Source organism: Hahella sp. KA22, from assembly GCF_004135205.1.
GTDB lineage: Bacteria > Pseudomonadota > Gammaproteobacteria > Pseudomonadales > Oleiphilaceae > Hahella.
Genome location: NZ_CP035490.1, coordinates 214,493 through 230,171 on the forward strand (window position 1 = coordinate 214,493; position 15,679 = coordinate 230,171).

General features: G+C 57.1%; 13 protein-coding genes. 7 read left to right on the forward strand and 6 right to left on the reverse strand.

What is annotated here, in order from left to right:
* Positions 1 to 57: 57 nt before the first annotated feature.
* Positions 58 to 1,041: a calcium/sodium antiporter gene (locus tag EUZ85_RS01020; RefSeq protein WP_127974097.1), complete on the forward strand. Its 984-nt coding sequence runs from the start codon at positions 58 to 60 to the stop codon at positions 1,039 to 1,041.
* Here EUZ85_RS01020 and EUZ85_RS01025 read toward each other — a convergent pair.
* Entirely contained in the window at positions 990 to 1,892 is a 903-nt protein-coding gene (locus EUZ85_RS01025; protein ID WP_127974098.1) for a metallophosphoesterase, read from the reverse strand. The two genes, EUZ85_RS01020 and EUZ85_RS01025, sit on opposite strands and share 52 nt — an antisense overlap.
* Positions 1,893 to 1,903: 11 nt before the next feature.
* A complete protein-coding gene (locus tag EUZ85_RS01030) occupies positions 1,904 to 3,307 on the reverse strand; it encodes a sodium:proline symporter (RefSeq protein ID WP_127974099.1) in 1,404 nt (467 codons plus the stop codon).
* Between the two features lie 494 nt (positions 3,308 to 3,801).
* Here EUZ85_RS01030 and EUZ85_RS01035 point away from each other — a divergent pair, with 494 nt between their 5' ends.
* The gene (locus EUZ85_RS01035; RefSeq protein WP_011400375.1) at positions 3,802 to 4,404 is read left to right on the forward strand and encodes a hypothetical protein; all 603 of its coding nucleotides are present in this window, start codon (positions 3,802 to 3,804) and stop codon (positions 4,402 to 4,404) included.
* A gap of 225 nt (positions 4,405 to 4,629) precedes the next feature.
* Here the strand turns inward: EUZ85_RS01035 and EUZ85_RS01040 are convergent, their stop codons facing one another.
* Genes EUZ85_RS01040 through EUZ85_RS01050 form a run of 3 tightly spaced genes read right to left on the reverse strand, consistent with a single transcriptional unit; the run spans position 4,630 to position 9,157 of the window.
* Positions 4,630 to 5,529, reverse strand: a complete 900-nt coding sequence (locus tag EUZ85_RS01040; protein WP_127974100.1) for a mechanosensitive ion channel family protein — start codon at positions 5,527 to 5,529, stop codon at positions 4,630 to 4,632.
* On the reverse strand, positions 5,522 to 8,470 hold the full coding sequence (locus EUZ85_RS01045) for a hypothetical protein (RefSeq protein WP_127974101.1): 2,949 nt from the start codon (positions 8,468 to 8,470) through the stop codon (positions 5,522 to 5,524). Before EUZ85_RS01045 ends, EUZ85_RS01040 begins: the two co-directional genes overlap by 8 nt.
* Before the next feature lie 33 nt (positions 8,471 to 8,503).
* Positions 8,504 to 9,157, reverse strand: coding sequence for a glutathione S-transferase family protein (locus tag EUZ85_RS01050; RefSeq protein ID WP_127974102.1), 654 nt, complete (start codon positions 9,155 to 9,157; stop codon positions 8,504 to 8,506).
* Between the two features lie 368 nt (positions 9,158 to 9,525).
* Between EUZ85_RS01050 and EUZ85_RS01055 the strand changes: the two genes are divergently transcribed.
* The 3 genes from EUZ85_RS01055 to EUZ85_RS01065 all read left to right on the forward strand — a co-directional run bounded on the left by EUZ85_RS01055 (position 9,526) and on the right by EUZ85_RS01065 (position 12,936).
* Positions 9,526 to 10,032, forward strand: coding sequence for a hypothetical protein (locus tag EUZ85_RS01055; protein ID WP_127974103.1), 507 nt, complete (start codon positions 9,526 to 9,528; stop codon positions 10,030 to 10,032).
* 34 nt (positions 10,033 to 10,066) lie between these two features.
* Positions 10,067 to 11,866 (forward strand): ATP-binding protein, encoded by a 1,800-nt coding sequence (locus EUZ85_RS01060; protein ID WP_127974104.1) that lies wholly within the window; start codon positions 10,067 to 10,069, stop codon positions 11,864 to 11,866.
* A 269-nt stretch (positions 11,867 to 12,135) separates the two neighbouring features.
* Positions 12,136 to 12,936 carry a class I SAM-dependent methyltransferase gene (locus tag EUZ85_RS01065; protein ID WP_241566920.1) on the forward strand — a complete coding sequence of 267 codons (801 nt, stop codon included), beginning with the start codon at positions 12,136 to 12,138 and terminating at the stop codon, positions 12,934 to 12,936.
* A gap of 44 nt (positions 12,937 to 12,980) precedes the next feature.
* Here EUZ85_RS01065 and EUZ85_RS01070 read toward each other — a convergent pair whose 3' ends face one another.
* Positions 12,981 to 14,033: a PLP-dependent cysteine synthase family protein gene (locus EUZ85_RS01070; protein WP_127974106.1), complete on the reverse strand. Its 1,053-nt coding sequence runs from the start codon at positions 14,031 to 14,033 to the stop codon at positions 12,981 to 12,983.
* Between the two features lie 188 nt (positions 14,034 to 14,221).
* Between EUZ85_RS01070 and EUZ85_RS01075 the strand changes: the two genes are divergently transcribed.
* Complete coding sequence (locus tag EUZ85_RS01075; RefSeq protein WP_127974107.1) at positions 14,222 to 14,536, forward strand: hypothetical protein; 315 nt, start codon at positions 14,222 to 14,224, stop codon at positions 14,534 to 14,536.
* 19 nt (positions 14,537 to 14,555) lie between these two features.
* Positions 14,556 to 15,617: a patatin-like phospholipase family protein gene (locus EUZ85_RS01080; protein WP_127974108.1), complete on the forward strand. Its 1,062-nt coding sequence runs from the start codon at positions 14,556 to 14,558 to the stop codon at positions 15,615 to 15,617.
* Positions 15,618 to 15,679 lie beyond the last annotated feature (62 nt).

Consider the following 15,679-nt stretch of genomic DNA (forward strand, 5'->3'; position numbering starts at 1 on the left):
GGCGCTAAGTATCTGATAGATTACGGCCCTCAACGTTAACGCCGCATTGAGGAGCCTATGCTGATCGCCGCAGCCGCTATTTTCGTCGGGTTAATCGTCCTGCTCTGGAGCGCGGACCGTTTTGTGGACGGCGCCGCCGCCACCGCCAAACACGCCGGCATGCCCGCGCTGTTGATCGGCATGGTCGTCGTCGGCTTCGGCACCTCGGCGCCGGAAATGGTGGTGTCCGCCCTGGCGGCGCTGGAGGGCAGTCCCGGTCTGGCGCTGGGTAACGCCGTCGGCTCCAACATCACCAATATCGCTCTGATCCTCGGCGTCACCGCCCTGTTAAGCCCTATCGCCGTTAAGTCCGGCATCGTACGACGAGAGCTACCCATCCTGATCGGCGTCAGCGCTGTCGCTATCTTGCTGTTGCTGGATAAACACCTGAGCAGAACCGACGCCTTCATCCTGCTCGGTATTTTCGTGGTAGTGATGGGCTGGTCGATCATGACCGGGCTAAAGGGAGATGGGGACGCGCTGGTGGGCGAGCTGGAATCGGAATACGAACAGGATCATATGAGCCTGAAAATGGCGCTGTTCTGGCTCGTGGTGGGTCTGGTGCTGCTCACCGCCAGTTCCCGCATGTTGGTGTGGGGCGCGGTGGAGACCGCCTCATTCTTCGGCGTCAGCGATCTGATTATCGGCCTGACCATCGTCGCCATCGGCACCTCGCTGCCGGAGCTGGCCTCCGCCATCGCCGCCACCCGCAAGGGAGAGCACGATATCGCCCTGGGCAACGTCATCGGCTCCAACCTGTTCAACACATTGACGGTTATCGGCATCGCCGGCGCTATCCACCCATTGACCACGGAGTCGGATATTCTCTATCGGGATTTCCCTGTCATGGGGTTCCTCACTATCACCCTGTTCGCATTCTGTTATAGCCGCGCTAACCAGGGGCTGATCAACCGCACCAAAGGCGGTTTGCTGATCGCCTGTTACGCCGCCTACACAATCTGGTTAGTGCAGTCGGCGCTGTCGCAGGCGTCTCTCGCCTGAAACACCAGTTCCTCGGGAAAAGAGAGAAGTGCGCCTTGCTGCGCGCGCTCCGCAGGAGGCAGCACGTCCATACTGGGCCATAATCCGCTGGACAGCGCGCTGGCGTAGCCATTATCGAGACCGCTGCGGCGCATCCTCTCCTGAGCGAGGCGATAATCGTAACTCAGGCGATGGTGGCGAATACGCAGGCGTCCCTCGCTATCCAACCTCAGCAACGCCCACCACACATCCGGGGAGCCATCATTGGCGGGCATGCCGATGACGCCCGGGTTATGCCAGATCGCGCCATTAATCGCCTGGGTGAAGGGAATGCCGCAATGGCCGGCGATCATCAGATCCGCATTGCAGTGCGCCACTTCCTCCCGCTTGGTCCCAATGGCGGTGGAGGCGAAGATAAATCGATTCAGAACCTCGGCGCCGCCATGTATCACCGCTGCGCGCCAGGGCCCAAATTGAAACCGGATACGACGGGGCAAAGCCCCCATCCAGGCCCTGGCCTCCGCGGACAAAGCCTGTCGACAGTAGCTGTACCAGTCTTCCGACAGCACCGCGCACTGACTGCCGGCGGTGAATCCGCACCCGCAATCGGCGGCGTCTTCAGCCAGCGACTCCTCGCAGTTTCCCATCAACACCTGCACGCCCCAGTCGCGCAAAGCCTCCACCACCTCCTGCGGCTCTGCGCAATAGGCGGCGACATCCCCGGTGCAAATGATTCGATCCGGGGTGAGGCCCAACGCCTCCGCCTGCTTGCGCAACGCCAGGGTCGCCTGAAGGTTGCCGTAGGGACCGCCAAACACCATGACAGCGTCATCGAAGGTTCCGAGATCAAGCGTCTTTTGCATCAAGGTCATGAGATCCGCCTTCACTCCAGCACCGGTTGCGGCGTCCGGGGCGAACGAAACGGAAAGCGCGCCCCCACCCAAAAAGCGGCGCATCCCACCGCCATCACGACCAGGGAAATCAGCAACAGTTTGCTGTATTTGTGACTAACGCCGAAAAGCGGCTCAATCAGGTTGCTATATCCGGACGACTCGGTGAAATACAGCGCCGCGCCCCCTACCGCCACGCAGAAGCTGGTTAAATAGCTCCATAGCGGCACATCACGCCAATCGCGCCACAAAGAGAAAAACACCACGGGAGTCAGATACATGGAAGCGGTTCCGCTCACCGCCACGGCGGCGAACAGGTCCTTGCCGCCGAAGAAGACGCACAGCAAACCGGCCGCCATGAACAACGCCATCGCGACGCGGCCGTTAGCCAGCGTTGGCCGCAACAAAGCCATATCCACCGCCGCCAGCTTGGCGGAGCTGGCCAGCGTGGAATCCAATGTAGACATCGCGGACACCACCAGCGCGGCGCTGAATATCAGCATCGGCGTTTCCCCCAGCAATCGGGTCAGCGCCGCGTTCATGTCTTCGCCCTGCAGCGCCTGCGCGCCGGCGAATACGCCCAGACACCCGAACAAGGTAATGCACAGACTGCTGATCCAGGCGGCATGAACAAAGCTCTTCCGCGTGGTTTGCCGGTCCGCCAGAAAGCCGCGGTCCATCATGACCGGGTCATGCATGGGATAACTCCATATCTGCAACAGCGCCACCGCCAGCAGGACAGGACCAGGGTCGTCAATGACGAAGGGTTTGAACAACAGGGTCGCGAAACTAAAGTCGTCCGCAGTGAGGGCTATCGCTATCAGCGCAGCAAGCACAACCAAAAAGACGCCCATCTGAAAGACATCCGTACGCAAAGAGGCGTGCAGGCCGCCCAATGCTGAATACAGAAGCGTAATGGCGGAAAATCCGAGAATGGCGATCACATAGGCATGGCTGCCATCGGAGCCGAAGAGAATGCCGATCACTAATAAATTGGCGAATACTTCGCTGACCAAACGAATTGCAATCACCAGGTTATAACAAGAGGCGCCTGCGCCACCGAAGCGCAACCGTAAAAATTCCTGAACGCTGTCGCAACCGTGACGAAATCGCAGACTGTCGATAATGGCCGCGCCAGTCAGAAAAGAAAGGTAATAGGCCGCGTAGGCCAATGCGCCCCACAGGCCATAGTAATATCCCAGGATCGCCGCATTCATCAGGGATCTGGCGAATATCCAGGTGGTGACCTGTGAAAATATCAGCGTTATTAAGCTGGGTTGGCGGCCATCCGGTGAGAGGCCTTTGAAGAAAGCGCCGTCACTTTTTGCGCGCGGCGAGAGAAAAATACTGAAAATGGCGATGATCGCCACAAACGCTGGCAAAAACGTCGCTGCCATGAAACACCCCTACAGGCCTGTAATTACATGCGAATATAGGACCAATTATTTGCATTAAAGTTTCCTTAACTTTCTAAAATTAGCTTGATTTCGAACGAATAGACATTATTTACATATGTACTCATGAAGCCTATTTGAAAAATCACGGAGTGTGGTTATATTGATAGGTGTGACGTTATTGTAGTCGTCTCTTATAGTGGGTCAGGCGCATTCCGCGCCGCCGATCACCAGCAGTAATCGTGCGTTATGAATGAAGATCCGAACAAGGACTTATCGGAGCGGTATCATTTGTGGCGCCCCTCGGTTTGGTATCAACATCTTTAGGGAGATTGTATGGACTGGGAAGCGTTATCTGATAGATAGTTGCCAAGGTTGATCCAATACCACCGCTTTAGCGTATTGATATTCAATTCTTCGAAAACTATCCAGTTCTGAATTCGTTATACGAAATCAGCTTGATAAAGCTCCTCATTCCTCAAGCAAAGTGAATTGATATGGGCATTACCGTTTTCAAAGACAGCAGCGACAGCACTCGTACCTACCTGCGAATTACCCGCGCCATCAACGGGCGCGAGCAACAACGCTACGTGCGGGTTGAAGGGGCCTCGAAATCAGCCATGAAAAGGGCGATGAAAGAGGCGAAGGAAATCGATCAGCGGTTGGAACAATGGCAGTCCGCCGTTCGTCAGCTCATGATGTTGAAAGGCGATACATTGATCCACGAGGATGGCACCATCCTCGGGTTGCAATTGCAAACCCGGCATCGGGAGGGCCGCAAGCCCGCCACGGAATTTAAACTACGGGTGAAGCTTCCTGGGCGGAAGCCGTTGTTTAAATCGGTATCGGTGGACAAGCATGGCTTTGAGAAAGCGTTCGAGCTATCCGTGAAACGCATCTGCGAATTACGGGGCATAACCGAGGATTCGGAGGCTTATGGCAAGATGCTGATGTGCATCGACGCCTACAAGGAGAAATATGACCTTCCCCCGGGTCTGTCGGAAGCGACCGCCATGCATTTGGACCGAGAGGATTCGCCTGAGAAAGCCGCCAACGAAAAAGGTTGGCTGGATCAGATTTCAGGCTGGTTCAAACGCTGATCCCAGTTTTCCGTAACTGATGTGGCGCGCCGCAACTGCATTGCGGCGTTTCCCGCACATACCGCCAGGCACAGGCGGGGCAGCCGTCCAGGAGGACCTTTGCGCCCGACACGCAGCCAAGCCTGACCGGCGGTTGGAAACACGCCGGGCTTTGCTCCGCACCAACCTCTTTATCACCGCCAGTGACAAAGCTTAACGCTGGTCGCCTCGTTGCGGCCATTGCGCTTAGTCTGCGACGGGCGCCTCAGGCGGTTGATAAGACGTGTTCGGTATTGGCGCGGATGCGACGGCGTTACGCCCGGCTTCGCTTTCACGTGCGCCGTCCCGCTGTGGACGGGCGATATGATGGGCGCGGAACTGGCGCTCAACCCGCATCACCACATCGCTTTGGAACGCCTTCTCGAAGCGAACGTCCAATACATAAGCCTTGGCCGTCAGGCGCACCGCCAGACGATCCGCCAGCGCCACTTCCGTCATGACGCAACTAATCGGCTTCTTCAGAAAAATGAAGCGGCTGGTGGCCAGCACTTCATAAACCAGGTTTTGCGCCAGCTCCAGGTCCGCATCAAGCGACAGATAAAACTCCGTCACCACCATCATGTCCAACGCGCCAGTGTTGCCGCTGGAAACCGTCTCAGTAATAAAGCGGGAGTTGGGAATCGTCACCATGTTGTCGTCCAGCGTGCGCAGACGCACGGAACGCAGTCCAATGCTGACAATCTCACCGTAGTCGTCGCCGAACGCCACCCGGTCCCCAACCTGAAAAGGTCGGTCAAACAACAACATAATGCCGGCGATCATGGACGCGGCGATGTCCTTCAGCGCAAAGCCAATGGCCACCACGGCGCTGCCGCCTATGGCCAGCAGAAATTCTTTCGGCGGTTCGATTACTGTGACCAGCAACCAATAGGTTCCGCCGATGTACCAGATAAAGCTGAATAAGGTGATCACCTGCAAGGTCAGGAAACGCTGGCTGGGCAGCTTGTCCATCAGGCTGTCGGAGAGATGCCGGGCCGCCCGGTTAACGCCCCAGAGGATGAAAATACCCAGGGCCAGCAGCGCGATTTTGCCGGGCTCGAACAGCCCACCCAGTTGCAACAGGTTTTCGACTGATTGGTTATCCATGCAGAATATTCTTCCTGCCCAGGTAAGTGGTTAAAGCCGGATACCAGAGCGCATGCACGCGATATCTGTCTTTCTCATCCCCCCACAAAATACCCGCCGCGCAGCCGGATTTCAGCGTCTGCCGCACCATCGCCAACGGCAGGGTGGTGGCCGCGGCGATTTCCTGCGGGGTGAGATTCTCATGCTGGATCACCGCCGCCAGCATAAAGCACTCATCGTCCTGCAAAGCGTTCAACACGGAGGTCGCCACACGCTGGGGAATGCCGATCTCCACCGTGCGGTGATCGAAACGGGCGGATTCCAGCCACAGATGCAACGCGGTCAATGGATTGCCCGCGCTCAGTTCCCACATCAGGTTGAAGACGCGGGTGTCAGCGGCTTTGAAGGACGCAGACTCCGTTCCCGCCAGCGCCGACAGTAACAATTCATCGTAACGCAAGCGTCGGTGTGAGGCATGATGACGGGACAACAGCAGCTTACGAATATCTGTAGGACTCCACTTGGGCATAGCGATGATCGTGGAAAACTGATGATGACGCTGGAAGACTCGGCTGAGATAACGCCAGGTCGGCGCATGCATGACGACAATCCAGAATGTGTCTGGAGAAGCGTCATTGAGATGCTGCAGGAAGACTTTGACGCCATCCAATGTCCCGACCTGCGCCAGTAAAAAGTTTTCCGCCTGATCGACAATCACGACTTTTTTCTGCGCAGCCGGCGCGTCCTCCTCCTTTCGCTCGGCGCCGGCGGCCGCAGACTCGGCGAGAAAGGCCGTCACCGCCTCCACGGATGTCAGCTTCGGCGGCGCGCTGAGAAAACGCACCGGCGTCTTATCCCAATTTTTCTCAAACTGGCTAACCAGAGAAGTCTTGCCGCTGCCGTGCTCGCCCACCAGCAACAGCATATTGTCCTCGCCCGGCTTCTCCGCCCAGTCGGCCGCTGGTTTGGTCAATGTCGCCAATAGCGCGTCATGAGCAATCACCGCCTGCTCCTCGCGAGGGCGGTCCAACATCCAGTAACGATAAGAGCGGGCCTGATATTCATCCGTTTCCGCATTTTCTTCCTCCGTCTCCGCGCTGGTGGCGGTTTCCAGATGCAGGCGCAGAATGCGTACGCTGAGAGAGCGGTAGGCGTCGAACTGTCCCAGCAGTTGATGCAAGCGCAGTAACAGATCCCAACCCTGCGCGACGATGAACAGCAGCGGCCACCAGGGAATGATCCAGAGACGATCCAGCAGAAGGGAGCAGGACTCGCGCGAGTTCACTGTACTCAACCGGCAGATAAACTTGTGGCAGACGTCGCCATGACGACGCAACGACAGTACCGCCAGACACCACAGATACAGAATCACGGCGCTCTGTACGATGAAATAAACGTATCCGCCTCCTGTGGCTAACGCCATTTCCCGCAACGCCCAGCACACCACAGCGCTGACCGCCAGACGTCCCGCCTCAGCCCGCAGCAGTTCGCCGGTTTGCTGAGTAACGAAAACGCCGCTTTGCCCATACATGCGGGAAAACAGCCACTCGCTCATGACCCGGATGCCGCGAAACAGCGCGTAAGCCACACCCAGGGGGCGCAGCAGATGAAACAGATACCAATGAGAAGGAGACAAATTGCTGAGAGTGACGGACAGCCACCAGATCATCAGCCAGGGCGCATTGGGCTTCAGCACCCAAAACAGACCGTTGACCAGCCGCATGGCGGCGGTCTGCCCCAGCAGTCGCAACAGTCGTCGCTGCAACTGCGACAACGCCTGCGTTGACCAGGCCGCCGCGCGCGCCATCAACCAGGCGGCCAGGGCCAGCAGAATCACCTGCAACGACCACAGCGACAACAGCGTTATTTGTTCCTGGCGTTCACGGGCCAGTGTGTATTCTTCCATCACGGGGCCGATCAACGCATTCAGGGTCATTTCCGGCAGCATGACCAACTCCTGCCGCAATCCTGTCCATTCCCGCTGCGGTTCACGCCAGGTACGCAACGCCGCTCTCACGCCATCGTCCGCAATGCGGTGATTGCGCAGATAAGTCGCCTGCACCCGCAGAGACTCTATAGCTTCAGCCAGCGCCTGGGGCCGCGCTTGCAAATCCGGAAGCCGCATCGCCAGCTCCCGCACGGGATTGCCGCTCAGCGCCAGGATCTGCGGCCACAAGTCGTCCAGGCTCCCGGACGCAGCGTCTACATATAAATGCGCAGCCAATTCCGCCAGCAATGTCTGCGTGCGCTGACTTATCACCGCCAGACGCTCCACGGCGGCGGTGCGTCGCACCGCTTCGGCCTGGGCTTCCGCGTCGGTTGTGGTTTTACCGGTCTCCGGCGCAGAGGGTGTCGGGCTCGCTACCGCCGCGTCAGGACCAACGTTTTGCGACGCCGCCTGGCGTTGCGCCAGTTCCGCCGTCAACGGTTGCAGGCGCTCTAGCTTCAACAGCAGGCGCTGCAACGCCCATCGGATATCCGCGGATTGAGTAAGCAACGTCAGCCGCGCTTCCCGCAATTGGGCTAATTGAGCGATCAGCTCCGCCTGCAGCGCCTGCATCGGTTTGAGCAGGCGCGCGCACTGATCCAGCCCCGACGGTGAGATAGGCAGATAGCCGTCGGAGCGCAGCACTTGCAGGTAATCCGCTACGGCGGAATCATCATCCAGCGCCACCGGCGTTAAATGCGATAGTTGAAATCCAGGCTCCACCTCGCCCCGTCGCAAAGCGGCGAAAGAGGCCAGATCACGTTGCGACTCCGCCAGACGCACGCGCCATTGTTGCTCCAACAGGGAAATGGCGTCGCAGGGATCGCGGGCGAGAGCAGGTTGATGCATCGCCAACAACGCAAAAAGCCCAATCAGGGCCCAGCGCCATCGCGACAATAAGACGGCAGGAACAGGAACGCCGCAGCGGCGGCTGGCGCCGCACGCTACGGAAAGAAAGGTGCGCATCGAAGACATCAAATTTCGATTACGTCCGCAGACAGGAGGGGGTTATCCCACTTCCCCTTTTTCGATGACTTGCGTTTCCTGCTGGGCATGGGTCAGCCACTCCTGCATTAACGAATCGCTCCAGGTCGTTTCAATATAGCCTGCGCAAACCGCGTTGACTTCAACTCCATAGGTACGGAAACGGGACGTCACCGGCGCGTAGAAGGCGTCAGCAATACTCCATTCTCCAAACAACCAGGGACCGCGGTTCGCGAAGGCCTCCCGACACTGGGTCCAGATTTCGCAAATACGCGCGACTTCTTCCCGAGTCGCCTCATCCAATTCCACCCGACGGCCGCTTGCGCGACAGTTCATCGGCATGGCGCCGCGCACACCAGGAAAACCAGAGTGCATTTCCGCGGTCACAGCGCGGGCCCACGCCCGATCCAGGGAGTCCCGGGGCCAGAATTCAGGCTTCTGTTCCGCCACCCATTCGGCGATGGCCAACGAGTCCCATATCGGACGACCATCAAGCAACAGCGCCGGCACTTTTCCAGCCGGTGAGTATTCCAACAGTTTTTCTTTGTAACCCGGCGTCATCAGGGGGACAAACACCTCTGAAAACGCCAGCCCGCTGCGCTTCAATGGCAGCCACGCGCGTAAAGACCACGACGAGTAATTCTTATTGCCAATAACGAGAGTAAGTTCAGTTTGCATAAGTCCTCCTTTGACTGGACAACTTTAGATCAAATTATCCGGCAATCCTAGATGGCGAGTGAAAGAAGTATTAATTTCATAGAGTTGCGCGTGTTTGGCCGGAAAAATCTTTTTACGCAGGCGAACTATGAAAACGGCCGCTTTTCTGTCAATTTATGGGGCCGGATAAGAAACTGACTCAGCATTTAATGCGAATCCGTCTATTATTATTTAATTACAACTGTTCCTTGAACGGCTGCAGCATGCTTCCGAGGCGTTTCCGCAGGGAGAATTCGAGGTCCAAAGCCCGAAAAAAATTTGCCTGTCCGTCATTCAAAGCTCATGCTTGTCGGTTATTTTTATGAAGGAAATGGTCATTTGAGGGCGTCATGAAAGCACTGCGTCTTATTTTGGTAGTATTCGGGCTGGGATTGATTTGCGCCCCCGCCCTCGCAGAGGGACTCAATGCGCCACAGGGAAGGGCCGTGCTTACCGTCAGCGGTAAAATCGCCAACACTAACGGTAGGAACGTAGCGAAATTCGATCTGGCTATGCTCGATCAACTGCCCCAGCACAGTATCAAGACCAGTACGCCCTGGTTTGATGCGCCGAAGACATTTTCCGGCCCGCTGGCGCGTGATCTGATGAAACTGGTGGGAGCGCAGGGCGGCAAGGTCAAAGCCATCGCTCTGAACGACTACGCCACCAACATCCCGATTCAGGATTTTCAAACCTATGATGTCGTGCTGGCCACGCGTATAGATGGAGAAACGTTAAACATCAGGGAAAAAGGTCCGGTTTTCGTCATCTATCCCTTCGACCTTGTCCCCGAAACCAAAAATGAAATTTTCTTTCAACGTTGTATATGGCAACTTGTTCAGATAAAAGTTGAGTAACCCGCATAACGCGTCATTTTCAGAGTAGATATTTTTGGTAAAGCGAATTCGGTCGATTCTCGGTGTTGTATTAGCCGCCGCCACAGTCATACTCGCCATCGCCGTTACCGCCACCATAGTCACGTTACGCGAAGGTGCGTTGGAGGTGCGAGTCGCGAAGGACGATTTGTATTGGTCTATTCATCAGATCGAAGTGGAAGTGATGAATATGCTGATCATCGCCCATGCGCTGCAGCATGGCGACCACCTGCCGGAAGATCTGGATATCCGTTACTCGGTGCTGCTCAGCCGCACCGACCTGTTCAAGAAAGGCGAGTTTCGCGAGGCCATCAGCCTCCTGCCAAAAACTCAGGCTTTGATGACCTCCGTCACTTACCAGATCGAAGCCCTGTCGCCTTTATTCGACAACGCCGTCAATGACCCCGACCCGATACTCCCCGAACTGATCGACAAGCTCGACGAAACCCGCCGCATCGCCCATGAACTGACGCTGATCGCCCATCAGGAACAGGTGACGCTGCGTGTAGCCAAACGAGACGAACTGGCCAATATCTTCTTCTATGCGGAAGTACTGCTGTCTGTGTTGGCGGTGACCGTATTGATCGGTTTCATTTCTCTGTACTGGCTGATGTATCTGGCCAAGCAGGCCAAGGTCGAAGCGGATTTCCATCGCCGTCGGGCGGAAGCCAACAGCGACGCCAAGAGCCGTTTCCTATCCAACATGAGCCACGAACTGCGCACGCCGCTGAATGCGGTCATGGGATTCGCCCAGCTCATGCAGATGGAAAGCCGCAATCTGTCCCGGGAACAGATGCAGAACATTGACGAAATCTACAAAGCCAGTGAACACCTGCTATCGCTCATCAACGACATCATGGATCTGTCCAAGATCGAGAGCGGCCAGCTCAGCATCAGTATCGAGCCCTGTTCGGTACAGTCTCTGGTCAATGAGTCCGTGTCCATGATCCGCTCCATGGCGATGATGAACAACATCAGCGTCTATGAACCGGAAGTGCGTCTGGATTATCTGATCAAGGTGGATCGCACCCGCATGGTTCAGGTGTTGACCAACTTCCTTACCAACGCCATCAAGTACAATCGCAAAGGCGGCTGGGTCAAGATCGAGCTGGAGCACGAAAGCCGCAGCGGCATGCTGTGCCTGAGCGTGGCGGACAACGGCATCGGCATTCACAAGAAAGATCACCATAAAGTATTCAAACCCTTCGAGCGCCTGGCTCAGGATATGGCCATCGAAGGCACCGGCATTGGTCTCGCCCTCAGTCAGCAACTGGTGTTATTGATGAACGGGCAAATCGGCTTCAAATCAAAAGAAGGCCAAGGCAGTCTGTTCTGGGTGAAATTCCCGATTCTCGATGTGGTCAAAGCCCAGGACCGCAGCGCCGTCAAAGCCGTGTCGCCGCGTCCGCCGGATTTGGAAATCCTCGCCGCGCCCAAAGCCACGGTGCTCTATATCGAAGACAACTACTCCAACATCCGCTTGATGGAGAGTCTGTTCGCCAGTATGCGCAACATCCAGTTGCTGACCACCAACAATGGCGAGCAAGGCATCGCCATGGCCCGCACTTACCGTCCGCAACTGGTGCTGTTGGATCTCAACCTGCCCACCACTTCCGGACTGGATGTCTGCTCCCGCTTTCAGGAAGATCCGGAACTCGCCGACATCCCTATCGTCGCCGTCACCGCCAATGTGAACGGCAGCCAGGAAGCCAGTCGGCTCGGCCTTAAATTTCAGGAGTTCATCCTTAAGCCCATCGACGTGGAGCAGATGAAATCCACTATCTTCAAATACCTCGGTCGACCACAGGCGCACTAGACGCGCCTGGCCCTCCAGCTACATTCCCACCTGCTTTTCGTCATCGCGTCGCTCTGTGTCCAACGAAACTTGGATATTTCACGGCTTTTCGTTTTATATTAACAGCATAGGTCTATTCACGCTGGCGCAGCCCCGCACGGCTGGCGTGCGCGCGGCGACGCTTGCTGTGCGGGTAGGCCATCAAAAAAGAAAAAGGGTTCAGGACGGCGTCGGTCGGATGCGCTCCGGCAGCGCCGACGATACTAATAAGCATAGAAATGGATGCGATTATGGACAAAGCAGTACACGCCTGCAGGATCTGCCTGGGCGGTGTGAAATATATGGGCGCCACGGACTTCAACAAATCCGGCAGTGATCATTTTGAAGGCCGCCGGGTCTTCCCCCCGTCCCTCATTCAAGTCGATTACTACCGTTGCCGCGAGTGCGGCTTCATGTTCACGCCCTATTTCGACGATTGGAGCGATGCGGACTTCGAGCGGCAGGTGTACAACAGCGAATACCTGAAAGCCGATCCGCCCTTCGCCGGCGAGCGAGCAGCCCGCCTGTCGCAATTCCTGACCCGCGCTTTGGGCGATGATCTAAGGGATGAATCCCTGCTGGACTTCGGCGGTGGCGAAGGGCATCTGGAGCGTCTGTTGCGTCATCAGGGCTTCAGTGATTGCGCCACGTACGACCCTCACCATCACGCCAACTGTAAAAAGCCTTCCCGGATTTACAACTTGGTCACCACCTTCGAAGTGGTGGAGCATGTCAGCGATCAGCATCATCTGTTTAAAGAGTTATGTTCGTTGGTGGCGCCGAACGGCGCGCTGTTACTGAGCACGCTGTTGCAGCCCAGAGATATTGAAATGCAGGGGGTGGATTGGTGGTACGCCTGTCCGCGCAACGCGCACATGGCGTTTCATACCCGACGCAGTCTGCAGCACGTACTGCAGACTCACGGCTTTTATCTGGAATCGCTCAGCGAAGAATTGCACATCGCATTCCGCCGCCCGAACGTGATCAGCGACAAGTTCCTCAGTCTGGGAGCCGCGTCTGTGCAGGTCAACGACACCGTCTGCACGAACTAGTCGATGATGTCGAGAACCGCCGCACTCACTGCGGCGGACGACGCTCAGTTCAACTCACCGCTGCATTCAAAACGCTTGAGTTGCTCTTCATAGGGCGCCGTGTTGAAGCCTTTGTCCTGCAGCCATTGAGGATTGTAGTAAGTATCCAGGTAACGCTCGCCGCCGTCGCAGATCATACTGACGACTGAACCGGATTCGCCCCGGGCGCGCATTTCCGCCAGCAACTGCACGGTGGCGTATAGATTGGTCCCCGTGGAGCCGCCGCAGCGGCGATTCAATAAATGCTGCAGCCAGCGCAGCGACGCCATGGAGGCCGCATCCGGCACTTTGATCATGCGGTCCACAATACCGGCGATAAAGGACGGCTCCACCCGCGGACGGCCGATGCCTTCAATGCAGGAGGGCTGCGCCAGGGTCAGGGAGGCATCGCGGGTCTGGTAGTAATCGTAGAACACCGAGTTTTCCGGGTCCGCCACACACAGCTGCGTCGCATGCTGCTGATAGCGCAGATAGCGCCCGATGGTGGCGGAGGTGCCGCCAGTGCCCGCGCTCATCACAATCCAGGTGGGAATAGGAAAAGGCTCCGCCCGCATCTGCTGGAAGATGGATTCGGCGATATTGTTGTTGCCGCGCCAGTCCGTCGCCCGCTCCGCGTAAGTGAACTGATCCATATAATGGCCATCGACTTCCCGCGCCAGTCGCTCCGCTTCGTCATAAATACTGCCGGTGCTGACCTTATGGCATTTGCCGCCGTAAAACGTGATCTGATCCAGCTTCTGCTGCGAGGTGGACGCCGGCACCACCGCGATGAAAGGCAGTCCCAGCAAGCGGGCGAAATAGGCTTCGGACACTGCCGTGCTACCGGAAGACGCTTCTATGATTGTCGTTCCCTCGCGAATCCAGCCGTTGCACAGCCCATATAAAAACAGGGAGCGCGCCAGACGATGTTTCAGGCTGCCGGTGGGATGGGTGGACTCGTCTTTCAAATAGAGATGAATATCTGGAATGCAGGGCAGATCGACCTTGATCAAATGCGTGTCCGCCGAACGTTGGAAATCCGCCTCAATCTTCTGAATCGCCTCACTGACCCAACTCATGCCCGATTACCTCTTAGTTCTATGGTTAGTTTTCAGAGTTATAAGTATATAGCCTTCAGCTATTAAACCCACTACTCAATTTGTCGGGTCTTTTTGTCCAGACCTTATTAAACATATACCAGAGCAGGTGAGTCGTTCCGTTATCTTACATTCGGTTACAAACGCTGACATTTTAACCGCTGCGACGGATGGGATTTCCTTGTAAATACCGGGGGCTTTCTGTAGCATTCGCGCCCTCCCAAATCCTGCAGCAATTTTCCGGCCAGTTCCCGTTGCGCGCCTACGTGCGTGGCGATTGGCAGCGCGCGCGTTATCCCCAGATGTCGTCGGGAACCGGAAAGTCGTGTGCTCAGGCGCTGTGGAGCGAAAAGTATTTCGTCGCCAGGGACGGCATCGGCTTAACCGCCAACCCGGGAGCCGGTCGCAACGCCGGTCTCCCACCCTTTTTCCTGGCGTCTATACGCTTGTCGCTCTTCCTCTGCTTTGGCATGATGCCCCACTGACGTTTCACGGGAGCCCGCCATGTCATCCGCCCTCACTCTGATCGCCGGCCCAAAGGCCTTGCAACACATCCGCAATCGCGGTCTGAAAGCGAATGACTTCAATCTGCTGGCCGGAGCATCCGGCGGACCCAAATGGTTCATCCTGTTCGGGCTGGACAAGTATCTGTCCGGTGAGTTTTTCAAAGATCGCAGTACGCCGCTGCACACCCTCGGCTCTTCCGCCGGCGCCTGGCGCATGGCCTGCTTCGCCCAGAACGATCCGGTGGCGGCGATCACCCGGCTGGCGGAGCATTATTCCCAGGAACGCTACTCCGACAAACCCGACGTGGCGGAGATCACCGCCAAAGCCAGGCTGATGGTGCAAACCACGCTGGGCGCCAATGGCGCAGCGGAAGTCGCCGCTCACCCTAGTATACGCACGCATATTCTGGCGGACCGTTGCCGCGGTCCCGCCGCTTCGGAAAAAGTCTGGCTGCAGTTATTCGGTCTGGCGCTGGCGGCCGGGGCCAATACGCTGAGTCGGCGAGCGCTGGGATTGTTCTTCGAGCGTGTGCTGTTCCACACCGGCGCCGAACCGGCGTTGCAGTTAAAGGATCTGCCGACCCGCACCGCTCCTCTCCATGCGCAGAATCTGGAGCAGGCGCTAATGGCGTCAGGCGCAATACCGCTGGTACTCTCCGGCGTATCCGGCATTACGGACGCCCCCAAAGGCGTTTACCGTGACGGCGGCATTCTGGATTACCACTTTGATCTGCCTTTTAACCAAAGCCAGGGGCTGGTCCTTTACCCGCACTTCAGTCAGCAGGTAACGCCAGGATGGCTGGATAAAAAGCTGCCTTATCGACGCGTCGATCCCCGCCATTATGACAACGTGTTGATGCTGGCGCCGTCCAGGGATCTGGTGGCGAAACTCCCCTACGGCAAAATATCCGATCGTAATGATTTCAAGCATCTGGATGCGGACAGCCGCCTCAAATACTGGCGCACAGTGTTGCAGGAAGGCGAGCGCATGGCGGACGCCCTGCACGAAATGGTCGCCACCGGCAAAGGCCTGGACGACATTCAGCCCTTCCAGCCCTGACCACAGGAACTTAATTGCAAGGAAACGGAGAGGATAGGCTAAACGAGGGGAAACCACCGCCG